This window comes from Streptomyces sp. NBC_00442 (assembly GCF_036014195.1).
Lineage (GTDB): Bacteria > Actinomycetota > Actinomycetes > Streptomycetales > Streptomycetaceae > Streptomyces.
In genome coordinates this window covers 7,013,696-7,037,259 of record NZ_CP107918.1, presented here as the reverse complement: position 1 = coordinate 7,037,259, position 23,564 = coordinate 7,013,696, and the positions used below count along the sequence as shown (strand labels likewise).

Genomic DNA, 23,564 nt, shown 5'->3' with positions numbered 1-23,564 from the left:
TTTTCCGTGCCGGATTCCGCGCGCCGCGCCGCCGGGCGTGCCCCCGATCATTGACACGGGCGGCGTCGGGGAAGAAAGTTTCCGGTGTCCGATGCGATCGCGAAAGATACTTTCAACGCGCCGGGCCGACCGGCCGAGAGGGAGTGCGTGACGATGACCGGGGACGTCCGGGGCGTGAGCAGGCGGCGGCTGGCCGGTGCGGCCCTGGGGCTTGGAGGTGCGCTGATGACGGGCTCGTCGGACGTGGCGGAGGCCGGAGCGCGGGAGCGCACGCTGCGGCGCGGCTCCGCGCGGGAGGCCGGGCTGCTGCCCGAGCACCTGGACCGCCTCGTGGCGGACGCCGAGACGTTCCTCGGCCCCTCCCCCGAACACCCCTGGTACGCGGGGGCCGTCCTGCTCGCGGGGCGGGGCGGCACCGTGGCGCTGCACCACGCCATCGGCAGCGCGGTGCGCTACACGGCGTACGACGACAAGAACGACACCGCGGTGGAGCTTCCGGCCGGGCGGCGCATCGCGGCGGACCGGGACACGGTGTTCGACCTCGCCTCCCTGTCCAAGCTGTTCACCTCCCTGCTCGCCGTCCAGCAGATCGAGCGGGGCGCCCTCGCCCTCGACCGCACGGTCGCCTCGTATCTGCCCGCCTTCGCGACGGCGGGCAAACAGGCCGTCACCGTGGGGCAGTTGCTCACCCACACCTCGGGCCTGCCGCCCTGGATCCCGCTCTACGGGGCGCCGGCGTACGAGGAGAAGCTGAAGCTCCTCTGGAACCAGCCCCCGACGAGCCCGCCCGGCAGCGCCTACCTCTACTCCGACCTGAACCTGATCTCGCTCCAACTGGTCCTCGAAGAGATCACCGGTCGCACTCTGGACGCCCTGCTCCACGACGAGATCACCGCTCCGCTCGGGATGCACCGCACGCGCTACAACCCGCCCGCGTCCTGGAAGCCGGGGATCGCCGCCACCGAGGACGCCCGCAGGCCGTGGTCCGGGCTCGACCGGGGCCTGGTGTGGGGCGAGGTCCACGACGAGAACGCGTACTGCCTCGGCGGCGTGGCCGGGCACGCCGGCGTGTTCTCCTGCGCCTGGGACCTCGCGGTCCTCGCCCGTACGCTGCTGAACGGCGGCACCTACGGCCGGGCCCGGATCCTCTCCCCCGCCTTCGTGGACCTCCTCTTCACCGACTTCAACACGGCCTTCCCCGGCCACGAGCACGGTCTGGGCTTCGAGCTCTACCAGCACTGGTACATGGGTGCCCTCGCGACGCCGCGCAGCGCCGGCCACACGGGCTTCACGGGCACCAGCATCGTGCTCGACCCCGGCACCGACACGTTCCTCGTGCTGCTCTCCAACTCCGTTCATCCGGTGCGTGGTTGGCGCTCCGGTTCGGCGCCGCGGGTGGCCGCGGGCAACGCCCTGGCGCGGGCCGTCCCGGTGCGCCCCGCACACGGCGGGGCGTCCTGGTTCGCGGGCATGGAGCCCGCAAGGACGGCGACGCTCACACTGCCCGGACTCTCCGTCGCGGGCGGCGGGGCCCGCCTCGACTGCTGCCTGTGGTGGGACACCGAGCCCGGCGTGGGCGTCGTCGCCCTGGAGGCGTCGGCGGATACGGGGGCCGGCTGGCATCCCGTGCCCTTCACGGCCGCGCGGGCGGGGCACGCACCCGTCCAGCACCCGACGGGGTCGGTGACGGGCTGGTCCGGGCGGGCCTGGCACCGGGTGACGGCGGACCTCGCGGCGTGGCAGGGCCGCTCGGTACGGCTGCGCTGGCGCTACACGACGGGACCCCGGTACGTGGGTCGCGGGGCGTACGCCGACGCGCTGCGGATCGTCGACGGCGAGCGGGTGCTGTTCGACGAGGCCCGGCCGGGCGACGCGGCGCGGATCGAGACCTCGGGCTGGACCCGGTCCGCCGACTGACTTGTCGCGGTGGGGAGTTGGTCGAGGACCCGTACGTCTGTGGGTCCGTGCGTCTGTGGGTCTGTGGGTCTGGGGGTCTGTGGATCTGTGGATCTGTGGATCTGTGGATCTGTGGATCTGTGGATCTCCGCGAGTCTCCGTGGCTCTCCCTGGGCCTCCATGGGTCTCCGTGGCCTCCATGCCCGCCCCGGTCAGCGGCCGAGCACCGCCATCGCCGCGTTGTGGCCCGGGATGCCGCTCACACCGCCGCCCCGTACGGCGCCCGCCCCGCACAGCAGCACGTTCGGGTGGCTCGTCTCGACGCCCCAGCGGCCGGTCGACCCGTCACCGTGGGGGAAGGCGAGCGCGCGGTGGAAGATGTTGCCGCCGGGCAGCCTCAGATCGCGCTCCAGGTCGAGCGGGGTCTTCGCCTCGATACAGGGACGGCCCTGCGCGTCGCGCGCCAGGCAGTCGGCGAGCGGCTCGTCCAGATGGGCCTCCAGCTGGGCGAGCGTCGCGGCGAGGAGAAGCTCGCGCGCCTTGTCGTTGTCCTCGGCGAACAGCCGGGCCGGGGTGTGCAGACCGAACAGGGTCAGGGTCTGGTAGCCGCGTGCGGCGAGGCCGGGCCCGAGGATCGAGGGATCGGTCAGCGAGTGGCAGTAGATCTCGCTGGGCGGGGCGGAGGGCAGCTCGCCGCGCGCCGCCTCGGCGTACGCCGTCGCCAACGCGCCGTAGCCTTCGGCGATGTGGAAGGTTCCGGCGAACGCCTCGCGTGGATCGACACCGGTGTCCTTCAGCCGCGGCAGCCGCGAGAGCAGCATGTTGACCTTGAGCTGGGCGCCCTCGGCGGGCTCGGGCACCGGGTCACCGAGCAGGTCCGCCAGGGACTGCGGGGAGGCGTTGACCAGGACGTGCCGGGCGGCGACCGTGCCGGACGCCTCACGGGCGGCGTAGTCGACCTCGGCCTCGGCGCCGTCGGTGCGGATCGCGGTCGCCTCGTGCCCGGTGACGATCTCCGCCCCGGCCGCGCGGGCGGCCGCGGCCAGTGCGTCGGTGAGCGCGCCCATGCCGCCCACCGGCACGTCCCAGTCGCCCGTCCCCCGGCCGATCACGTGGTAGAGCAAGCAGCGGTTCTGGGCGAGCGAGGGATCGTGGGCGTCGGCGAAGGTGCCGATCAGGGCGTCGGTGAGGACGACACCCCGGACGAGGTCGTCGCGGAAGCGGTCCTCCACGGCGACGCCGATCGGTTCCTCGAAGAGCATCCGCCAGGCCGCCTCGTCCCCGATCCGGGCGCGCAGTGCGCTCGCGGTGGGCAGCGGCTCGGTCAAGGTGGGAAAGACCCGTTCGGCGACCCGGCGCGTCGCGTCGTAGAACTCCTGCCAGGCACTGAACTCGGCGTCCGATCCAGTGAGTTGGCGGAACGAGGCCGCGGTGCGGTCCCGGCCGCCGCCGACCAGGAGTCCGCCGGGCCGCCCGTCGCGGCGGGTGGGCGTGTAGGACGAGATGGTCCGTTTGCGGACCGTGAAGGCGAGCCCGAGATCGTCGACGATCTTCTGGGGCAGCAGGGAGACCAGGTAGGAGTAGCGCGAGAGCCGGGCGTCCACGCCGTCGAACGGTCGGGTGGAGACGGCCGCGCCGCCGGTGTGGCCGAGCCGTTCGAGGACCAGGACGGAGTGCCCGGCCCGCGCCAGGTAGGCGGCGGCGACCAGGCCGTTGTGGCCGCCCCCCACGATGACGGCGTCGTACAGGTCACGGGTGAACGCGGTGCGTGCGGTCATGCCCCTTGGTAACACGGGACGATCCGGCGCGGAACCCCGTCCCGGACCGGACGGCGGGCCCGCACGGTGGTCACGACGGTGTGGCGCGGTCGGCGTACGTCGTGGCCGTCGTCCAGGGGCCGGTGAGGCCCGCGGTGGGGTCCGAGGGCCCGGTATCGGCGACGGGGCGCGTGGCCTTGCGGCCGGTGGTCATGCCGCGGGTCCACGGCAAGGGCGCGGGCGTCCGCCGCAGCGACAGCGGGACCGGCTCACCGAGCCGGCCGCCCGAGGCCCGGCCCTCGGCCAGTCGTCGACCGAACTCCGCGGCGTCCGCGGGGCGTTGGGCGGGCTGTTTGGCGAGCAGGTCGAGCACGGCCCGTTCGAAGAACTCGGGGAGGTCGTCGCGGTGCTCGCGCAGCGGGCGGGGCGGGGTGTCCCGGTGGCTGACGAGCACCGCCCACGTGTCCTCCTGGCCGAACGGGGGCGCCCCCGTCGAGATCTCGTACAGCACGCAGCCGAGCGAGTAGAGGTCGCTGCGGTGATCCACGTCGACGGCGCCGATCTGCTCGGGTGCCATGTAGTGCGGGGTGCCCATGGCGATGCCGGTGCCGGTGAGCCGGTTGGCGAGGCCGCTGCCGTCGTCGAGCCGGGCGATGCCGAAGTCGCAGATCTTCACCGTGCCGTCGTCGAGCCGCATGATGTTCGCCGGCTTCAGGTCCCGGTGCACGATGCCCTGGCGGTGGGTGTAGGCGAGGGCCGCCGCGACCTGTTCGGCGATGTCCATGACGTCGGACACCGGCAGCGGGCGCCGGTCGTTGTCGTCCAGGAGCTGGCTCAGATCGCGGCCCGACAGCAGCTCCATGACGAGATGGAGCCCGCCTTCGTGCTCCCCGAAGTCGTGGACGACGGTGACCCCGCGGTGCTGGAGCGCCGCCGCGACCCGGGCCTCGCGCCGGAACCGCTCCCGCAGCACGCGGGTGACGGACTTCTCGTGGTCGGGCGCCGGTGGTTTGAGGAGCTTGACCGCCACCTGCCGGCCCAGGGATTCGTCCCGGGCCCGCCACACCTCGCCCATGCCCCCGCGCCCGATCAGGTCGAGCAGCCGGTAACGGTCGTGGATCAGCCTGCTGTCCGCCATGTGGTGCCGTCGCCCCCGTTACTGACCGTGTGTCCTCTGCGGCCCTCCAAGTATGGCCGTCCCTTCGCGGAGTGTGTGCGGCGCCGGCCGGGTTTCCGGGCCGAGCCGGTCGATCGCCCGGAGGATGTGCCGCGGGGGAAGCTGCCAGCGCACCCGTGCGGGGATGCGCCGCAGCGCCGTTCCCGTGCGGGTCAGCCGGCGGTCCACGGTGTTCGCCGCGGGGGCGGGCCGGCCGTAGAGCTCATGGGCGTACGGCGGCAGCGAGGCGTAGGCGAGGCGCGCCACGCGCCGCCACACCAGTGCGCGCGCCGGGACCAGGAGGGCGGGCGTGGGCGGGCGCCGCAGGAAGTCGTCCACGGTACGCGCGTCCTCGGTGGCGGCGAGTTGGGGCCGCACCGCGTCGAAGTAGGCGGCGAGTCCGGCGACACTGGCGGGCACCTTGGCCTCGTCCAGACCCACCAGGCGGGCGTCCACACGGTGTTCGGCGACGTAGCGGTCGGCCTGGTCCTCGCTCATCCACAGCCCGGAGCGCCGGGCCACGGTGAGATAGCTGTCGATCTCGGCGCAGTGCACCCACAGGAGCAGCTCGGGGTCGTCGATCCCGAACCGCTCCCCCGTGCGCGGGTCGTCCGCCGTGAGCAGGGCGTGGATGCGGCGGACCCGGGCACCGGCCTGCTCGGCGGCGTCCTTGGTGCCGTAGCTGAGCGTCCCGACGAAGTCGGCGGTCCGCAGGAGCCGGCCCCACGCGTCCTTACGGAAGTCGGAGTTCTGCAGGACCGCACGCACCGCGCGGGGGTGGAGCGCCTGGAGGTACAGCGCCCTGATGCCCGCGATCCACATCATGGGGTCACTGTGCACCTGCCAGGTGACCGATCGTGGGCCGAAGTAGCCCGGGTCGGGATCGTCCGCCATCCGACACCTCCAGTGGGTGTGCCCTCGGCCGGGGCCGCCCCGGATTCTACGGGGCGGGCGCCCGCCCTCGTAAGGACTGCGTCACGAGTCCCGCCACGGCCGCATGGATACAAGCAGCGGCACACGGTCGGGCGCGGGGCTTCGGCCCAGAACGTCACCATTCTCTGCGGATCGGAACAGTCGATCGTCACCTGCGCTGTCAGCTCCATGCTCGGAGCACCCCAGGCGGGTCCGACAGGCGATCGACTTTCGCGACGGGCCCTAAGCCGATCCCGTCCGGAACACCGCGACCGTACCGCCGGCCGGATCGACCGCGTAGACCTTCCCCGTGGTGTTGTTCGTGGCCAGCGCGCCGAACTGGCGGGGCGTGCCGAGCGGATCCCGCGGCAGCAGTGTGCTGCCGTCGGCCACCCCGAGGCCGCCCGGCGCGCCGCCGACGTTCTGTTGGGCGACGAAGATCCTGTTGAAGTTCTTCAGCACGGTCATCTTGTGCGCCCGGTTCCCGGAGGGAGTGGACACGGCGCACAGGGATGCCTGTCCCGTGACCGTGGTTCCGACGATCCGGTCGACGCGGCCCCCGGAGCCGCCGCAGCTCGCTCCGCCGTCCATATAGACGTAGACCGCCCCTGCCGCGGCGTCGTAGACCATGGAGTTGGGGCCGTAGGCCGTTCCGACCGGGTCGTTGATCGCTGTCGAGCTGCCGTCGCCCGGGTTGATGGCGATCGTCGTCGCGACCGTCTTCCACTGACCCGAGGGGTTCGCCGGGTTCACGACGCATCTCTTGGCGAGGAGGTAGACGAGGTTGCGGCCCGGATCGACGGCGATGCTGCCATAGGCGGAGTTCGAGACGAGGAAGTCCCCGGCGTTGGTGCCGCAGGTCCCCTTCGTCGGGAACTGCGCCACGACGTGGGCGTCGTGGGTTCCCGACGCTATGGCGAAGAGGCCGATGCCGGCGGCGAGGGTCGTGCCCGTGCCGAGATTCGACTTCGCCAGGTACACCGCGTGGTGCACGGGGTCGAAGGCGAAGTCCGGGCCGATGCTCGCGGGCACGACTCCCGGGGCGGGCAGGGGAATCGGCGTCGCCGCCGAGCCGCCGGCCGCGATGTAGGCGACCGCCGAGCTGCCCACCGAACCACCCGCGACGTAGACGTCGCCGTTCTCGGGAGAGACGGCAAGGGCAGAGACGGTCGTCGTGAAACCGCTGACGTGCGTCACGCGACCGGAGTGGGTCGTGTCGATGATCGCGACGCCGCCCGTACCCCCGACGTAGACCTGCCCCGTGCCGGGGTCGACCGCGATGCGGGTGGGGTTCGACACGGCGCTGGACACGTCGATCGGATCGCCGATCGGGGTGTCGGTCCTGCCGTCGATCACGGTCACGTCGTTGCTGCCGGCGGCCACGACGTACACACGATTGGCCTTCTCGTCGACGGCGAGGTCGGCCGGATTCGTGCCGACCCGGATCGCGTCCGCTCCGCTCTCCGTCGGTATGGAGGGGTCATGCAGCGTGTACGACGACGCCTCGCCCTTGCCGCACTTGTTCTCGTCGCCGACCGCCACCACGTTGTGGACCGGCCGGCCGGACAGCAGCCCGTCGGCCGTCAGGTCGTCGGCTGTCGCGTAGCGGCCGTGCTTCGCGCAGTAGGACTCCTCCGCCGTGCGCAGCGTGGCCGCGTCCGCGGCGACCGCCTTCGCCCGGCCCTTGTCGCCGATGCCCCTGACGGAGAACACCACGATCGCGGCGAGGACACCGAGGATCACGATGACCACGAGCAACTCGATGAGCGTGAAGCCGTCCTGGCGTCTGGCGCGCACGGAGAACGGGCGATGGTCCGGTGTCATGGCAGTCGGGGTTTCCTTCGATGGATGGGTCACATGCGGCCCGAGCGCACGCGCGAGCCCTCGCCGCGTCACGCTGTTCCCCGACGTACGGGCTTGACGTCCCTGGCCCCGGGCAGGTCCGGGCACGCGATGCCCTTTCCGTCGTGGTCGAGGTGGTTCGGGTCGGTCGGCTCGAAGCGCAGGACGGCCTGTGCGTCCGCCTGACTGGCGAAGTCCGGGCAGTCGTAGGCGTCGTTGCCGTAGCGCAGGAAGTAGCGGGGGTCGAAGGACCGCTCGGGCTGCGGGCAGAGCGCGCTGCGGGTGTCACCGGGACCGCACGTGTGGTGCTGTGCCGTGCCGGTGACCGGTGTGATGTCGCGCGGCGCCGGCAGTCCGCGGCACGCGACGCCGCCGCCGTCGTCGAGGTGGTTCGGATCGCTCGGGTTGGCCCGCAGCACCGCCTGGGCATCAGCCTGACTGGCGAAATTGATGCACTCGAAGGAGTTGCCGTGCACGGCGTACTCCTTGGCGTCGAACACCTTGCTGTTCGGGCAGAGCGCGGTGCGCTGGGTGCCCGGGGTGCACCACGCGGGGTCGGACTTCCGGCCCGGGGCCGCCCTGTCCGATCCGCCGCGCGCAAGAGTCACGGCGGCCACCGCCACCGCGAGCACCGCGAGCACCAACACCCCCCGCCTGGCGGCGCGCGAGCCCCACAGTCTGCTCAACACTGCCATTCCACGCCTCTGCCCATCGTGCCGCCAGCCCCTTCGATACGTCCCGCAGCGGGCCGACGGCGTTCGCTCGTCGGCCCCGCCACGGGCTGGACAGGTGCATTAGATACAGAGCACGGCCGGTTGTCAATGATTGACTACTGGGTCCCCGAGTGACCACCATCTAGGCATGTGCGGCACCGTCACCCAGTAAGACCTCGCACATGCCTAGGACTTAACGGACATGCGCCCTGTCCCACCGGCAGGGCGCTCGTACGGCTGCCGCCACCGACCGAATCAACAAGGAGTAGCAGATGCAAATTCGATCCAGACGTAACCGGAGCGCTCCGAACTCCGGCTCCACCGCGATGCACCGGGTACGGACCGCGCTCGCCGTGGGTGCCCTCGCGACGGCGCTGATCGCCGCCGCCGCACCGGCGGGGTTCGCCACGACCGGTTCTCAGGTCGGCATCGCGAACAACATGTATCCCGCGGTGAAGGACATGAAGGGCACGATCGAGTCGCTCGGGTCGTTCACGACGTTCTCGGCGAACACCGCGTCGCAGGTCGGCGGGTTCTGGAACAAGCCCGCGATCGACACGTCGACGATGCGGGGCATCACGTCGGGAAGCCTGCGCCAGCAGTTGAAGAGCGCCGGCCCGTACACCACGTGCGACCCGTCGTCGTCCAACAACTGCGTCAACGGGCCGTTGCACATTGACGCGTTCCTGTCCGCGGACGAAACCAATGTGGACGCGGTCATCCCGACCACGGACGGCGGGACGTGCACGGCGAGCGGAAGCGTCGAGTGCAACGGCGCCATCGCGAGCAAGCACCCCGTGGCCATCGGGCACCTGGCGATCTACAGCTGCAGCGGCAGCTGGGCGGGCTCGACGCACGGCGACGACCCGTCCAACGGCGGGACTCCGCCGTTGGCGTCCGGCGCGGACGCCAACGGCAGCGGCAACGGCAAGGCGCAGTCGCCTCGATGTGACGCATCCCCCGTCTCCGGCGGCGCGCCCACGACGATCCCGGCGGTGGTGACCTGGCTCGCGACGAGCGGGCACCGGATCGCGGTCGCCGACCCGGCTTCCGCGCCGTTCGGTGCGGCGTCCAAGCAGGCGCTGATCCAGAACGGGTTCACGTGGACCACCAGCGGGGCGGGTCAGAACGTGTTCACCGGAAGCGCGTGCGACACCGCGGGCACGGCCTGCAAGGTCCGCCTGGAATCGGGCATCAGCCAGGTGCGCGGCGCGGTGACGGCGAACGCCGGCGGGAACACCCAGCTGGGCCTGGTCGCGAAGTCGAACATCATGCACGTCGGTTGGACGTCGAGTTCGCTGAACGGCACCACGGGAAATGACCCCAACACGTGGACCGACGTCGATCCGAACGCGTACTCGGCCTACGGAGACATCGAGCAGTACGGCGTCGCCCTGAACGGCGGCAGCACCGGCGCGGAGGCCGCCTGGGAGAACCTGTTCAACACCAAGTGGGACAACGACTCCACCATCCAGTCGACCCTCGCCGCCTACGGCTACTAGGAGATCCGGAGCGCGGGGCGCCGGCCGGGCACGAACACCGTCCGCCGGCGGTCCCGGCCCGCCGCTCCCCGCCGGCGGTCCCCCCTGCCGATCGGCTGCGGGGACCGCCGCAGTGCGCGCCACCCACTCTTGTTCGGCAGGCCCTGAGGAGGGGCCTCACCCATGAGCAGATCCCCACGTCGGCGTCTCACGCCCGACGGCCGCGCAGTCGCGCTCACGCGCGGTCGGCCGCGGCGAGTTGCGGCGCTCGTCCTCACGGTGGCGACCATCGTGATGGCCGGCGGCCCCGCCTCGGCGGCCGTCGCCGACACGACCGGCTTCGGTCCGGCGGTGAACCTCGACAACAACGGCCGCGGCAGCTCCGCCGTCGCGATCGGCGATCTCAACGGCGACGGGAGGCCGGACCTCGTGACGGCGATCCGCGCCGAGGGCCTCGGCGTGTTCCTCGGCTCGGGCGGCGGCTTCGGCGCCGTGACGAAATACGCGGCGCCGCACACCGTGTCGGGCGTCTTCATCGGCTCGGCGGTGATCCGCGACGTCAACGGCGACGGGCACATGGACGTCGTCAGCCAGGACTCGCGCGGCAATGTCGCGCTGGTCTGGCTCGGCGACGGCTCCGGCGCTCTCGGCGCCGGAGCGGCGACGCAGCTCAACCCGACGGCCGGGTGCGACACCACGGGCGACAACCCGTGTGTCGCGCGCTTCCCGACCGATGTCGCCGTGGGCGACTTCGACGAGGACGGCACACCGGACCTGGCGACGTCCAACGCGAACACGAACAACGTCTCGGTGGTGCCCGGCAACGGCAACGGCACGTTCGGCGCTGCCACGCAGTTCTCCCTGGGCGGCGGTACCAACCCGCAGGGCATCGCGGCCGCCGACCTCGACGGCGACGGCCACCTGGATCTCGTCACGTCGAACTCGTCGACCGGCACGCTCTGCGTGCTGCCGGGCGACGGGCACGGGGGCTTCGGCCCGGCGTCGAGCGTCCCGGCCGGTGTGACCCTGCCGTCCAGGCTCCAGCTCGCCGACATCGACGCGGACGGCAAGCTCGACGCCATCATCGTGGCGCCCGGCTCACCGGGGCGCGTCGCCGTCCTGCTCGGCGACGGCGCGGGCGGGTTCGGCACCGCGAACGTCCTGTCGGCGGGGAGCAACCTCAGCTCCGCGTCAGTGGCCGACCTGAATGGCGACGGCCACGCCGATCTGGTGGTTTCCAGCGCCAATTCGAACGAGGTCCTGGTGCTCGAAGGCGACGGCACGGGCGCGTTCGCCGGCCCGATCGCGTCCGGGCTGAGCGCCGGCAGCAATCCGCAGGCCACCGCGGCGGGCGACCTCGACGGGGACGGGCGCCCCGACGTCGCCACGGCCAACAGCAACAGCTCGGCGACGTTCGTCAACGACGTGTCGGTGCTGCACAACACGACGAACCGGCCACCGGCGGCCGCGAACGAGTCGTACGGCCACATCGGGGCGGACACCCCGCTCGTCGTCGGCGCACCCGGTGTCCTCGGCAACGACACGGATGCCGACGGCAACACCCTGACGGCATCGGTCGTGACGGGGCCGGCGCACGGCACCCTCACGCTCAACCCGGACGGCTCGTTCGCCTACCAGCCCGCCGGCGCCTACGTCGGAAGCGACACCTTCACGTACAGGGCGACCGACGGTACGGACGACTCGGACATCGCGACCGTGACGATCGCCGTCACCCCCGGCTGCCGCGGTCTCGCCGCCACGATCACCGGCAACGGAGTCGTGAACGGGACGAACGGGGCCGACGTGATCGTCACCGGCGACGGGAGCGACAGTGTCAGCGGGAACGGCGGCAACGACACGATCTGCACGTTCGGTGGCAACGACGCCGTGTCGGCGGGCAGCGGCGACGACTACATCGACGGCGGTGGCGGCAACGACGCGATCAGCGGCGGTGACGGCAACGACATCGTCCACGGCGGGGCCGGAAGTGACGCGCTCTCCGGTGGCGCCGGCACCGACATCGTGGTCGGTGGGGCCGGCAGCGACAGCCTCGCCGGCGGCAGCGGCACGGACGTCTGCGCGGGTGACGCCGACGGCGGTCCGACGCTTCCGGGCACGGATTCGATCGCGTCCGGCGGCTCCTGCGAGACCGTGGTCGAGGTGCCGTAGCCGACGGGCCGTTTTCCCGGCCGACCGGAAGGCGCCGGCATGCGGCGCGGGCTCGGCGATCACGATGGTGCGATCGCCGAGCCATCCCGTCGTTCACCGGGAGGGCCGGACGAACGTGACGTCAGCCGGTCTTGACCGCCGGCCGCGTCGCGCCGACGTCGACGGCGTCGAGGAACCGGCGCGCGGCGCGGACGTGTTCCAGGCGCCAGGCGTAGATCGCGCGGACAAGATGGTCGCCGGCGTGCTCCTTGGCGCGCAGCGACTCCTCGATCTCGTCGATGACGAGGCGTTGACGCTCGACCAGGCGGGCCGGGCTCGTGTCGCGGCGCTGGAGCAGCAGCAGCTTGCTCGTGAGCTCGGCGCGCACGTCGAACAGCTGGACCACGGGTTCATTGAGCCACCGGCCGACCGCCGTCTTCGCCGCGCGGGTGGTGGCGTAGATCATGCGCTGCGGCCCGCGATCGCTTTCCTCGGCGCCGACCGGCGTGATCAGCCCGCGCTCTACCAGCCGCGTGATCGACCGGTAGACCATGGGCCGAGAGATGTACCAGAACTCACCGATTTCCGCGCCCTCGGCGGTGAGGGCTGCGATGGCGAAGCCGTGGCTGGGTCGTTCGGCGATGAGTGCGAGCACAATCCACTCGGCCAGGGGCAGATCAAGTTCCTTCATGGTAACCAGGGTAAGGATCGTCGCCGGCGTTGGCGATGTCGCCCGAGCCGGGATCCGCAAACGCGGGGAACGCCGGGAACGCCGGCACAAGGACGAGATCCCGGGGGAACGGACCGATGGGTCCGGCAGGCGGTCGCGCGACCGGCCTCCGGCCCGGGGGTCATGGCCGATGGCCTGCCGTGCCGAGCGGCCCGCCCATCGCGTACAGGTCATTCGTGCTCGCGTACCAGTGGATGGCGGGAGCGCCGACGAGGATGGCGGCGATGGCGCCCGCGGCGAGGAACAGTCCGAAGGGGAGGCGGGTGTGGCGGGTCGCTCTGCCCGTCGCCATGAGCGCGATGCCCACCACGAGCCCGGCGAGGCTGCCGGCGAGGAGCGCGAAGACGAGATACCAGGGGCCCAGCCAGCCGAGCCCGGTGCCGAGCAGGCCGGCCAGGCGCACGTCGCCGAATCCGAGCCAGGCGGGCCGCATCCAGTGCAAGGTGAAGAAGACGGCGAACGCGCCCACCGCGCAGGCCGCGGTCACGCCGAGCCGATGCCACTGGCCGGTGGTCGCGGCGGCCCCGAGCAGGCAGGCGGCGGTGAGCCCGAGCGTCGGATAGACCAGCCGCCGCGGGAGCAGGAACTGTTCGGCGTCACAGGCGGCCAGGGCCAGCAGCCCCGCGGTGAAGACCAGCACGGCCGGCAGCGCTTCCGACCGGCCGAAGTGCAGCGCCTCGGCGCAGAAGAGGACGGCGGTGAGCGCTTCCATGAGCGGGTAGCGCGCGGGGATGGGAACCCGGCAGGCGCGGCAGCGCCGGCCCAGCAGGAGCCACGACACGATGGGGATGTTGTCCCGGGCCGCGATCGGCGTGGCGCATCTCGGGCAGGCCGAGCGAGGCCGCACGACCGAGAGGCCGGCCGGCACCCGGGAGACGGCGACGTTGAGGAACGACCCCACCGCGAGCCCCAACAGGCCGATGTTTACTACGAATATGGGCGACATGCGGGCAATAGTGCCGTACATCGCATGTCATCCGCTACAGGCGCAATAGGGATGGTTCGGACCGGCACTCCAGGCCTTTGCGACCGTCGCCGCGACCCATCCGGCCGACGCATCCGGCCGCCCCGGCCGTCCGACAACCGCCGGACGGCCACGTCAGGTGAGGCCCTTGCATCAAGAGCATGGATTCGCCTGGCCGTTCGCGAGTTTGGGCGGCGCCGTGATCTCGTACGTGGCTCCGCCCGTGACCTCGTACCAGCTGGACTTGGTGGACAGGAACCCGGTGTTGAACAGGTCGTCCATCGAGCCGTAGACGCCGCGGTTGTCACTGGCGAAGTACGCCTCTTCCGCGGTCGCGATCGTGGACTTGTCGGTCTTGCACGCCGAGCTCTGGCCCTTGTCATTGATGCCGCGGACGGAGAAGACGACGACGGCGGCCAGGATGCCGAGGATCACGATGACCACGAGAAGCTCGATGAGCGTGAAGCCGGCTTCCGCCGTCTCGTTCCGTTCGTGTGTTCGCTGACGCAAAGTGTCATGCGGGTAAGTGAGCATCTTTCTCCATCTGCAGCGACCGGCGCAAGCTGAACCGGACGATAGTAACTACCTGATTAATCAGCGGTAGACTACGCAGCGGGCGCTGGGGTTACAAGGGGATCCACCAGGGTCCGGCCCCGCCGATCGCCGTAGAGACGACGGCGGATTCCGGCACGATGAGGTGCTGTAGTGTGCGGCTGACTAATCAGCGGCTGACAGTACTGCGGACGTGTCCGCGGCGACCGGCCGCTGTTCCGGATACGTGAAAGGGGTGGGTTCCTTGGCGAATCGCCGCCTTCTCCGACGCCGCGCGGAGACGACAGGCCCTGCGGGCGCGGACGGCACCCTGCCCGATGGCGCGCGGAGCCCCGCGGGGTCCGCGGGCCCGGCGGGCGAACGGGTCCGGGACGCGGCGTCCGGCGCGGCGGAGTCTTCGCCAGCGGGTCAGTCGTCGCCCGCGGGCCACGAGCGGCCGCGTATCGGGGAACTCCTCGTACGGCGTGGGCTGCTCACCCCGGCGCAGGTGGACGAGGCGCTCCTGCAGCAGTCGGCGTCGGGCAAGCGGCTCGGGGCGCTGCTGGTCGAACTCGCCATGGTCGACGAGCAGTCACTGACCGAGGCGCTGTCGGTCCAACTCGGCGTCCCCGTGGCCGACCTGCGCCAGAGCGAGCCCGATCCCGAGGCGGCCGCCCGGGTGCCGGAGGCGCTGGCCCGTTCGCTGGGCGTCGTCGCGGTGCGGCGGGCCGAGGGCACGCTGGTGATCGCCGCGGGCGACCCGGGCGACCCGCGGGTGCTCGACGAGGTGGGCCGGGCCGTCGCGCCGGACCGGGTGGAGCTGGCGATCGCTGCTCCCTCGGACATCCGGCGCTCGATCGACAGCGCCTACCGGGCACTGGCCGGCGTCAGCAGTTTGGTCGAGGCCTTCGAGGCGACCGAGTCCGGCCGGAACGCCAACGCCGGGGCCAGGGTGGTGAGCGAGGACGCCCCGGTCGTGCACCTGGTGAACCTCATGCTGACCCAGGGCCTGCGCGACCGCGCTTCGGACATCCACATCGAACCGCACGGCGACCGGGTCCGGGTCCGGTACCGCATCGACGGCGCGCTGCACGACGTGCTGAGCCTGCCGGAGAACATGGGCCCGTCCGTGGTCAGCCGGATCAAGATCATGGCCAACATGAACATCGTCGACCGGCGGCGCCCGCAGGACGGGCAGATCTCCACCGAGATCGACGGCAGGGCGGTCGACATCCGGGTCGCGACCAGCCCCACCATCTGGGGCGAAAAGGCGGTGCTCCGGCTGCTCGACAGCAACCGCACCCTGTACCGCCTCGCCGAACTCGGCATGCCCCCCGCGACCTACGAACGCTTCTCGTCCCTGCTGCGCTCCCCCTACGGCATGGTCGCCTGCGGCGGCCCCACCGGCAGCGGCAAGACGACCACCCTGTACGCCACGCTCGGTGAGCTGAACCAGAGCGAGCGCAACATCACCACCATCGAAGACCCGGTGGAGTACGTGTTCCCGTCGGTCAACCAGATCCAGATCAACGACCAGGCGGGCATCACCTTCGCGACCGGGCTGCGCTCGATCCTGCGCCAGGACCCCGATGTGATCCTGGTCGGCGAGATCCGGGACGCCGAGACGGCGCGGATCGCGGTGGAGTCCGCTCTCACCGGCCACTTCGTCCTGTCGTCCATCCACGCCGCCGACGCCTGCTCCGCGCTGCACCGTTTCACCGACATGGGCATCGAGCCGTTCCTGATCACCTCCACCGTCGCCGGCGTGGTCAGCCAGCGACTGGTGCGGCGGATCTGCGACGAGTGCCGCGAGCCCTGCCGGCCGGGCGTGGACGAACTGGCCTTCTTCGCCAAGGCCGGCGGGTCGACCGACACCGCGTTCTGGCAGGGCCGGGGCTGCAACTACTGCTCCCGCACCGGCTACCAGGAGCGCATCGGCGTCTTCGAGCTGCTCGTGATGAGCGACACGGTCAAGCGGCTGCTCGTCGAGAAGGCACCGATCGGCAGCCTGCGCCAGGCCGCTCGCGAACAGCACATGGACAGCCTCCTGGACGGCGGCGTCCGTCTGGTGGAGGAGGGCGTCACGACCATCGCCGAGATCATGTCCAGCGTGTACGTGGTCTAGGGCCCGTCCGGTCCGTCCCGCTCGTTGGATCCCGCGCCCGACCACCGAAGCGCGAAGCACCCGACCGCAGACCACAGACCACAGACCACAGACCACAGACCGCACGAACCTCGGACACCCGGAAACCAGGAGGGCATCGGCATGGCCACCTTCAAGTACGTCGCGGTCGGCCCGGACGGCAAGCGGGCCACCGGCGTGCTCAAGGGCTCCAGTGTCGACGGGGTCACCGACGGCCTGACCCGACAGGGCTACGAGGTCCGGTCGGTCAAGGCCGCGGGCCGCGGCCTGCTGCAGCTCGAACTCACCGCGGAAAAGGTCGACCTGGTCGAGCTGAGCAACTTCTCCCGCCAGATGGCCGCCTTCATCAAGGCCGGCGTGCCCATCCTGGACGCCCTGGAGATCATCCGCGCCGAGACCAAGGACAAGAAGCTGGGCAGGATGCTCGTCGACGTCATGGACTCGCTGCGCTTCGGCGAAAGCTTCGCCGCCGCGATGGCCGCCCACACCAAGGCGCTCCCGCCGTTCTACATCTCCGTCCTCCGCTCGGCGGAGGCGACCGGTGAACTCGACGTCGTAATGGCCCAGTTGGGGCGCTACATCGAGCGCGACGTCGAGGGCCGGCGGGGTATCCGCTCCGCGCTGACCTATCCCATCCTGGTGATGGGCCTGGCCGTCGCCGTCGTCCTCGTGCTCGTCATCTTCGTACTGCCCCGTTTCAAGGTGTTCTTCGAGTCCTTCCACGCGAAACTGCCGCTGCCGACCCGGATCCTGCTGGGCTTCACCGATTTCGTCACGGCCTGGTATCCGGTCATCGTGGGCGTGTGCGCCGCGCTCGTCGTCGCACTGATCGCCGGTTTGCGGACCGAGCGGGGACGGATGCTGCGCGACCGCTTCCTGCTGGCGACGCCCGTGGTCGGCGACGTGGTCCGCTTCATGGTCATCGAACGGTTCTGTCGCATCCTGACCTCGATGATCAAGGCGGGGGTGCCCATCCCGGAGGCGCTCGGCCTGGCCAGTGCGGGGGCCAACAACCGGGTGTACGAACGGTCCATCGGGACGGCCCGGACGGAGATGCTCGAAGGCGGCGGCATCTCCCAGCCGATCGCCCGCACGAAGCTGTTCCCCGGGGCGGTCACCCAGATGATGCGGGTGGGGGAAGAGACCGGGACGCTCGACGACCAGCTCGAAAACGTCTCGGAGTACTACGAGAAGGAACTGCAGCACAAACTCAAACGACTGACCAGCCTGTTCGAGCCGACCGTGGTGATCATGGTCGGGGTCGTCGTGGGGTTCGTCGCCGTCGCCCTCATCTCGGCGATCTACGGCGTCTACAACCAGGTCAGCGTCCAATGAGCGGCCCGGCACAGCGCCCGCGCCGCCCGCATCGCCTCCGCCGCGGCGAAGAGGGCGAGACGCTGGTGGAGGTTCTGGTCGCCGTGGTGCTCATGGGGGTCGCCTTCGTGACCATCCTCGGGGGCATCGGCACCGCGATCATCAGCTCGGTCGCGCAGCAGAAGGTGACCGGCGCCGACTCGGTCATCCGCAGCGCCGCCGAGAAGGTCGTCGCCGACCCGTACGTCTCCTGCGCCACCACGTACGCGACTCCGACGCCGCCGGCCGGATACACGGTGACCGTCACGATCGAGTACTGGGACGGGGCGGGTGCGTTCGGCCGGCCTTGCCCGGCGGTGGACACCGGAGTGCAGAAGGTGACGCTCACCGTGCACCGGAGCGGCCCGCACCCCGTGCGGGACGCGACGCTCGATGTGGTCAAGCGGGAGTCGATGCTGTCATGACGCAGCGGACGCAACAACCGAACGGGGGCGAGGAGTTGGGGTTCACCCTGACCGAGCTGCTCGTCACCATCGTCATCGTGGCCGTCATCGGGGCGCTGCTGCCCAAGGCGATCGTCCTCGGGCTGCGGTTCACCACGGGCACCGAGAAGCGGGTGGCCGCCACCGGCGCGGTGGGCACGCTCAACCGCTACTTCTACGGCGACGTGCAGAGCGCGGACACCGTCACGACCGACCCCGCGTGCGGCGCCGCCGACGTGATCGTCCACCTGAGCCGGCCCGGCGCCGACATCGTCTACACCTACGACCGGCCGACCGGCGCCCTGACCCGGCTGAAGTGCACCGGCACGGGCGAAGTCACCACGGTGCTCGGCCGGTTCGACACCACCACGTCAACCCGTCCGGTGACTCTGAGCTGCGGTGCCGAGACCTCGTGCACCTCGCCCAAGGAGGTAACGCTGACCGTGCAGAGCGACCCCGCCGCGCCCCCGACGGCCCTCACCGCCGTCCGACGATCGAACCCGTCATGACCGGCCGCACCGATCCACGTCGCCCGCTCCGCCCGCGCCGCCCACGTCGGCCGCCCCGCGACGAACGGGGCGCGACGCTCATCCTCGCGCTGGCCTTCGTCGTCGTCTTCGGCTTGGTCACCGTGGCGGTCCTGTCCTTCGCCGGTACGGGCCTCAAAGCCGCGAGCGTGTACGTCGGCCAGGGCAAGCGGAGTTACAGCGCGGACGGGGCCACGCAGCTCGCGATCGAGAACTTCTCGCAGGGCAACCCGTGCGCCGATTACACCGCCCCGCCGATCAACGGCCGTCGGATGACCGTCCACTGCGACCCCCTCAACTCCTCGCCCGCGGCCGCGCGCGCGACCCAGCCGCAGGACGCGCTGCGCAGCCTGGGCCGGACGACGAAGGACGGCATCGGTGTGAGCACGCCCGGTCTGCGCGTGCAGGGCGGCGTGTTCTCCCGGTCGGACATCACCACCGGCGCCGGCGCCTCGATGGTGGTGTCGGGCGACGTGTCCGCCGTCGGCGACTGCTCCGGTGCCGTGTCACAGACCCGGCTCCCCACGACTCAGGCGCCGTACGCGCACGCCTGCGCCAACGACACCCCACCGGCTCCCGCCGACGAGGCCGTGGGCGCCGACCCGGACTACACCCCGCCCGCCACGGCCGTGCCGGTCCTGCGGACGGTGCCCGCGTGCCCCGCCCCCGGCTCCTGGCTGGTGCGGTTGCGGCCCGGCTACTACGACGACGCCCGCGCCCTGAGCCGCCTCACCGGTGGTGACTGCCCCAACGCCGTCGTGTGGCTGCAACCGGGTACCTACTACTTCGACTTCACGTTCACCGGCAACGCCGCGGTCTGGACGGTCGACGACCCCACGGTCAGCGTGGTCGGCGGCACACCGGCGGGCTGGGACCCCGGGGCACCCGCCCGGCCCGCCGTGCCCGACCCGGGCGGGTGCGACAGGACCCGGCCCGGTGGCGTCGCGGTCATGATGGGCGGCGGCAGCCGATTCCAGGTCGACCGCGGGCATGCGGAACTGTGCGCCCCGGTAAGCCCGGACGCGCAACAGGTCGCGGTGTACGGGGTCGAGCCGCCGAAGCCGTCACACACTCTGACACCGACAGCGGTGGCCGCCAACACCGGCTTCGTCAACCCAGGACAGGCCCTGACCGGCGGCGAACGGCCTGCCCTGCCCGGGTGTTCGCAGCCGACGGGCACCGCGAGCTGCACGGCAGACGCCGTCCTCGATCCGTCGAAACGCCGGTCCGCCTCGATGCAGCTCGCCGGTTTCACCCCGCGGGTGCCGCCCGGCTCGGTCATCACCGGCGCGACCCTGCGTGTCCGGCACGAGGACGACGGCGACCTGACCGCCCCGGGCGCGGTGAAGGTCACGACCGCCGTCGGCGGGGACACCTGCCGCACCGACGACCCGCCCCCGCACACGGCATCCGCCACGGATCCCGCGATCGACCTGCTGAGCACGTGCGGGCTCACCGACCCGGCCCGTCTCGCCGGCCTGACCGTGACCTATGCCGCCACCCTGGACGCCGACGGCACCACCGCCACGGAACGCCTGGACGGCATCTGGCTGGAGGTCGCCTACCGCACGCCGACCACGTTCAAGCCGACCGCGGTGACCGCGTCGACCGGGTTCACCGCCACCGGCACCCACCCCGGCAACGCCCTGGAGACCGGCGAACAGCCGACACCGTCGGTGGCCGGCGCCGATCTGACCACGGCGGCCCCGTCGGCGTCGCTCACCCTGGCCGGGTTCGGTCTGCCGCCCGTGCCGCCGGGATCGACTATCCACTCCGCCGTGCTGCGGGTGGCCCATCAGGAGACCGGCGACGCGGCGGCGCCCACCATCGACGTCAACCCTGCGGGCGGCGGCGGCAGTTGCGCCGGCCTGCCGCTCACCGCTCGGCCCGTCCTGGGGGACGACCGTGTCGACCTCAAGGCCTGCGGCATCACCGACGCCGCACAGCTGACCGGCCTGACCGCGACCTACGCCGCCGGGCTGGAGGGGGGTGGCGCCGCGGGCGCCGATTCCCTGGACGGTATGGGGCTCGAAGTCGTCTACGACCCGCCGGCGCCCCGCCCGGCGACCAGCGCGGAGTCGACGACGTTCATCGCCGCGGCCGACGCCGAGGCGATCGACGGTGCCCGCACGGCCCACGCCACCCTCGACCCGGTCACCATGCCGACCGCCACCATCGGCCTCGGCGGTTACGACACCCCTGCGGTGGCGCCCGGCTCGGTCCTCGACGGGGCCCTGCTGCACATCGCGCACCGCGACGAGCCCGGGGCGGGCGGAGGCCCGCCGCCGACGGTCTCGCTCACCCTGACCGGGCCCGGCCTGCCCGCCTCCTGCACCACCTCGCGCAACCTCGCCGTGCACCCGGACGGTCTGGCCACCGACACCCTGGACCTGCCGGCCCTCTGCGGGCTGACCGACCCGGCCCAGCTGACCGGCCTGGTCGTCACCTACAGCGCCACGCTCGGCGCCGGCGGCACCACCGCCACCGATCAGCTCGACGGCGTCACCCTGGAACTGTCCTACCGGCCGCCGGTCCCGGTACGGCCCACCACCGCGGTCAGCGGCGCGACGTCCACCGCCGCGGCGTTCCTCGACCCGAAGAACGCGCAGGCGATCGACACCACCGCCGTGTCGACCGCGACGCTTGCCACGGCCGCCCCGTCGGCGACGATCCGGCTCGGCGCGTTCACGATGCTGCCCCTGCCGACGGGCGCGGTGATCGACAAGGTCGTCCTGCGCGTGGCGCACCAGGACGACGACACCACCCCGGCACCACCCTCGCCGGCCGAGCCGCCCACGGCCGCGCTGAGCGTCTCCGGAACCGGTACCTCCTGCGACGCGGAGCACGCCCTGACCGCACACGAAGGGGCACTCGGTGTCGACGTGGTCGACCTCGGCGCGTGCGGGGTCACGCGGGACGACCAGGTGTCCGGGCTCGCCGTCGGCTATGCGGCGAGGCTGGGCGCGGGCAGTACCGGCGCCACCGACCGGCTCGACGGCGTCGAGCTCGACATCGTGTTCCGAGCCCCGTCCATCAGGGCCCTGTCCGGCTGCCTCACCGCCGGCGACGGCTGCGCGGTGCTGAAGTCGACCGACGACGCCGACACGGCCACCGCGCACAGCCGCCTGGTGATCAACGGCACCGTCTACGTGCCGACCGCCGCCGTCGACCTGTCGATGAGCCAGGTCGCCTCGCAGGTCGTCACCCGCGGCATCATCGCCCGGACCATCGGTCTCGGCATCGGGCCGGCCGCCGGATACCTCCGCCCGGTGATCGGGGTCCCACCGGAACCGGTGCAGTTCACGGCCTATCCGGCCGTGACCGCGAAACCGGCGTCGGTCACCGCGATCACCGGGTTCACGCCCCCGGCTCCCGGCGCGCCCGTCGACGTCACGGACGCCACCATCCCCGGTGGTGGCCGGGCGTCCCTCACCCTCGGCGGTTACGCTCCGCCGGTTACGGCCGGACCGCTCGACCACATCACCCTGCACGTGACCCACCGCGACGACGGTGACGTGGAGTCGGTGAAGATGTCGGTGGACTTCACCGGCAGCACCTGCACCGGCGCCGGCTCGCTGGACGTGCCGGTCCATCCCGGCGCGGGCGGTCGGGTGACCGACCAGGTCGACCTGGCTCCGTGCGGCCTGACCAAAGCGTCCCAGCTGGACGGGCTGACCGTGGCCTTCACCGTCACCGCCGGGAGCGGCGGCGCGGCCGAACATCTCGGCGGCACCGGGATCGACCTGCTGTCGGGCCCGCTCCTGAGGGCGGCCGTGTCCTTCGACGGCCACGCCGGCACCGTCAAGCAGTGGACGGTCCTGCCATGAACCAGCACGCCATGTCGAACAAGCACGCCCCTTTGGAGGCCACCGTGTCCGGGCCGCGTTCCGCGAACATCGACCACCTGCTCGACGAGCTGTGGCGGCGGGGCGGCAGCGACCTGCTGCTCACCGCCGGATCGGCGCCGTTCCTCCGTGTCGACGGCGCCCTGCGGGCGGTCGAGGGGGCCCCGCTGACCGAGCCGGAGGCCGATCGTCTGGTGACCGGGGTGCTCGGCGAGGAACTCACGGAACGGTTCCGCCGGGACAAGCAGGTCGACTTCTCGTTCAGCTGGGGGGAGAAGGCCAGGTTGCGCGGCAACGCCTTCGTGCAGCGCGGCGCGTCGGCCCTCGCGCTGCGGATCATCCCGTTCGACGTCCCGTCGTCCGAGCGGCTCGGGCTCCCCCCGGTCGTCATCGGCTGGGCCGGTATGCCGCGCGGGTTCGTGCTGGTCACCGGGCCGACCGGGTCGGGAAAATCGACGAGCCTCGCGGCGCTCCTCGACCACGTCAACACGCACCGTCCGGTGCACATCCTCACCATCGAGGACCCGATCGAGTACCTGCACCGGCACAAGCGCTCCGCGGTCAGCCAGCGCGAGGTCGGCACCGACACCGACTCGTTCCCCGCCGCGCTGCGCTCGGCCCTGCGCGAGGATCCCGACGTCCTGCTCCTCGGCGAGATGCGCGACCCGGAGAGCATCTCCGCGGCCCTGACCATCGCGGAGACCGGGCACCTGGTGTTCGCCACCCTGCACACCAACGACACCTCGCAGACGCTGGACCGCATCGTCGATGTGTTCCCGGCCGAGCAACAGCCGCAGATCCGGCTGCAGTTGGCGCACACCCTGGTCGGCATCCTCAACCAGACGCTCATCCCCCGCACCGGCGGGGGCCGGGTGCCCGCCTTCGAGGTGCTGGTGGGCACGTCGGCGATCCGCAACCTGATCCGGGAGGGCAAGACCCGCCAGATCCGCAACATGATCTCGACCGGCCACCGTGACGGCATGCAGACCCTGGAGAGCAGCATCAACGCACTCGTCGCGGCAGGCACCATCACCTACGAGGAGGCCGTGCTGTCCACGGCCCACCCGGAGGACATCCAACGGCCCCCCGTCCCGGCGGGCGCCACCCGGTAGCCGAACCGGCC

The 23,564-nt window shown here is 71.7% G+C and carries 16 protein-coding genes and 1 pseudogene; 9 read left to right on the top strand and 8 right to left on the bottom strand.

Annotated elements, in window-relative coordinates:
• Positions 1-153 precede the first annotated feature (153 nt).
• Complete coding sequence (locus OG432_RS31640; RefSeq protein WP_328314373.1) at positions 154-1,917, top strand: serine hydrolase; 1,764 nt, start codon at positions 154-156, stop codon at positions 1,915-1,917.
• Positions 1,918-2,108: 191 nt separating this feature from the next.
• Here OG432_RS31640 and OG432_RS31635 read toward each other — a convergent pair whose 3' ends face one another.
• From OG432_RS31635 to OG432_RS31615, 5 genes and pseudogenes are all read right to left on the bottom strand, one after another.
• The gene (locus tag OG432_RS31635) at positions 2,109-3,674 is read right to left on the bottom strand and encodes a phytoene desaturase family protein (protein WP_328314372.1); all 1,566 of its coding nucleotides are present in this window, start codon (positions 3,672-3,674) and stop codon (positions 2,109-2,111) included.
• A gap of 100 nt (positions 3,675-3,774) precedes the next feature.
• Positions 3,775-4,791, bottom strand: a pseudogene (locus tag OG432_RS31630) (serine/threonine-protein kinase); the annotation flags it as partial.
• Positions 4,792-4,809: 18 nt separating this feature from the next.
• Complete coding sequence (locus OG432_RS31625; RefSeq protein ID WP_328314371.1) at positions 4,810-5,703, bottom strand: oxygenase MpaB family protein; 894 nt, start codon at positions 5,701-5,703, stop codon at positions 4,810-4,812.
• A 261-nt stretch (positions 5,704-5,964) separates the two neighbouring features.
• Positions 5,965-7,545, bottom strand: coding sequence for a prepilin-type N-terminal cleavage/methylation domain-containing protein (locus OG432_RS31620; protein ID WP_328314370.1), 1,581 nt, complete (start codon positions 7,543-7,545; stop codon positions 5,965-5,967).
• 68 nt (positions 7,546-7,613) lie between these two features.
• Entirely contained in the window at positions 7,614-8,249 is a 636-nt protein-coding gene (locus tag OG432_RS31615) for a hypothetical protein (protein WP_328314369.1), read from the bottom strand.
• Between the two features lie 299 nt (positions 8,250-8,548).
• On the opposite strand from OG432_RS31615, the gene OG432_RS31610 reads away from it, so the two are divergent.
• Both OG432_RS31610 and OG432_RS31605 read left to right on the top strand, forming a co-directional pair.
• Positions 8,549-9,778, top strand: coding sequence for a hypothetical protein (locus tag OG432_RS31610; protein WP_328314368.1), 1,230 nt, complete (start codon positions 8,549-8,551; stop codon positions 9,776-9,778).
• A 162-nt stretch (positions 9,779-9,940) separates the two neighbouring features.
• Positions 9,941-11,926 (top strand): FG-GAP-like repeat-containing protein, encoded by a 1,986-nt coding sequence (locus OG432_RS31605; protein ID WP_328314367.1) that lies wholly within the window; start codon positions 9,941-9,943, stop codon positions 11,924-11,926.
• A gap of 121 nt (positions 11,927-12,047) precedes the next feature.
• On the opposite strand, the gene OG432_RS31600 is transcribed toward OG432_RS31605, so the two are convergent.
• The 3 genes from OG432_RS31600 to OG432_RS31590 all read right to left on the bottom strand — a co-directional run bounded on the left by OG432_RS31600 (position 12,048) and on the right by OG432_RS31590 (position 14,133).
• Complete coding sequence (locus tag OG432_RS31600) at positions 12,048-12,596, bottom strand: PadR family transcriptional regulator (protein ID WP_328314366.1); 549 nt, start codon at positions 12,594-12,596, stop codon at positions 12,048-12,050.
• A gap of 160 nt (positions 12,597-12,756) precedes the next feature.
• The gene (locus tag OG432_RS31595) at positions 12,757-13,581 is read right to left on the bottom strand and encodes a prepilin peptidase (protein WP_328314365.1); all 825 of its coding nucleotides are present in this window, start codon (positions 13,579-13,581) and stop codon (positions 12,757-12,759) included.
• Between the two features lie 171 nt (positions 13,582-13,752).
• The gene (locus OG432_RS31590) at positions 13,753-14,133 is read right to left on the bottom strand and encodes a type IV pilin protein (protein WP_328314364.1); all 381 of its coding nucleotides are present in this window, start codon (positions 14,131-14,133) and stop codon (positions 13,753-13,755) included.
• Between the two features lie 505 nt (positions 14,134-14,638).
• On the opposite strand from OG432_RS31590, the gene OG432_RS31585 reads away from it, so the two are divergent.
• The 6 genes from OG432_RS31585 (at position 14,639) to OG432_RS31560 (ending at position 23,553) form a co-directional block, all read left to right on the top strand.
• The gene (locus OG432_RS31585) at positions 14,639-16,255 is read left to right on the top strand and encodes a GspE/PulE family protein (RefSeq protein ID WP_328314363.1); all 1,617 of its coding nucleotides are present in this window, start codon (positions 14,639-14,641) and stop codon (positions 16,253-16,255) included.
• Positions 16,256-16,396: 141 nt separating this feature from the next.
• Entirely contained in the window at positions 16,397-17,608 is a 1,212-nt protein-coding gene (locus OG432_RS31580) for a type II secretion system F family protein (RefSeq protein ID WP_328314362.1), read from the top strand.
• Positions 17,605-18,051: a type II secretion system protein gene (locus OG432_RS31575; protein WP_328314361.1), complete on the top strand. Its 447-nt coding sequence runs from the start codon at positions 17,605-17,607 to the stop codon at positions 18,049-18,051. Before OG432_RS31580 ends, OG432_RS31575 begins: the two co-directional genes overlap by 4 nt.
• Positions 18,048-18,578 (top strand): type II secretion system protein, encoded by a 531-nt coding sequence (locus OG432_RS31570; protein ID WP_328314360.1) that lies wholly within the window; start codon positions 18,048-18,050, stop codon positions 18,576-18,578. Before OG432_RS31575 ends, OG432_RS31570 begins: the two co-directional genes overlap by 4 nt.
• Positions 18,575-22,423 carry a hypothetical protein gene (locus tag OG432_RS31565; RefSeq protein WP_328314359.1) on the top strand — a complete coding sequence of 1,283 codons (3,849 nt, stop codon included), beginning with the start codon at positions 18,575-18,577 and terminating at the stop codon, positions 22,421-22,423. Before OG432_RS31570 ends, OG432_RS31565 begins: the two co-directional genes overlap by 4 nt.
• Entirely contained in the window at positions 22,420-23,553 is a 1,134-nt protein-coding gene (locus OG432_RS31560; RefSeq protein WP_328314358.1) for a type IV pilus twitching motility protein PilT, read from the top strand. The genes OG432_RS31565 and OG432_RS31560 overlap by 4 nt, the downstream gene beginning before the upstream one ends.
• Positions 23,554-23,564: the final 11 nt, after the last annotated feature.

Bases quoted from the DNA above. Each gene is read 5' to 3' on its own strand.
- OG432_RS31590 (WP_328314364.1), bottom strand. From the start codon at position 14,133: ATGCTCACTTACCCGCATGACACTTTGCGTCAGCGAACACACGAACGG.
- OG432_RS31605 (WP_328314367.1), top strand. From the start codon at position 9,941: ATGAGCAGATCCCCACGTCGGCGTCTCACGCCCGACGGCCGCGCAGTC.
- OG432_RS31610 (WP_328314368.1), top strand. From the start codon at position 8,549: ATGCAAATTCGATCCAGACGTAACCGGAGCGCTCCGAACTCCGGCTCC.
- OG432_RS31620 (WP_328314370.1), bottom strand. From the start codon at position 7,545: ATGACACCGGACCATCGCCCGTTCTCCGTGCGCGCCAGACGCCAGGAC.
- OG432_RS31570 (WP_328314360.1), top strand. From the start codon at position 18,048: ATGACGCAGCGGACGCAACAACCGAACGGGGGCGAGGAGTTGGGGTTC.
- OG432_RS31595 (WP_328314365.1), bottom strand. From the start codon at position 13,581: ATGTCGCCCATATTCGTAGTAAACATCGGCCTGTTGGGGCTCGCGGTG.
- OG432_RS31580 (WP_328314362.1), top strand. From the start codon at position 16,397: ATGGCCACCTTCAAGTACGTCGCGGTCGGCCCGGACGGCAAGCGGGCC.
- OG432_RS31640 (WP_328314373.1), top strand. From the start codon at position 154: ATGACCGGGGACGTCCGGGGCGTGAGCAGGCGGCGGCTGGCCGGTGCG.
- OG432_RS31625 (WP_328314371.1), bottom strand. From the start codon at position 5,703: ATGGCGGACGATCCCGACCCGGGCTACTTCGGCCCACGATCGGTCACC.
- OG432_RS31635 (WP_328314372.1), bottom strand. From the start codon at position 3,674: ATGACCGCACGCACCGCGTTCACCCGTGACCTGTACGACGCCGTCATC.
- OG432_RS31565 (WP_328314359.1), top strand. From the start codon at position 18,575: ATGACCGGCCGCACCGATCCACGTCGCCCGCTCCGCCCGCGCCGCCCA.
- OG432_RS31575 (WP_328314361.1), top strand. From the start codon at position 17,605: ATGAGCGGCCCGGCACAGCGCCCGCGCCGCCCGCATCGCCTCCGCCGC.
- OG432_RS31560 (WP_328314358.1), top strand. From the start codon at position 22,420: ATGAACCAGCACGCCATGTCGAACAAGCACGCCCCTTTGGAGGCCACC.
- OG432_RS31600 (WP_328314366.1), bottom strand. From the start codon at position 12,596: ATGAAGGAACTTGATCTGCCCCTGGCCGAGTGGATTGTGCTCGCACTC.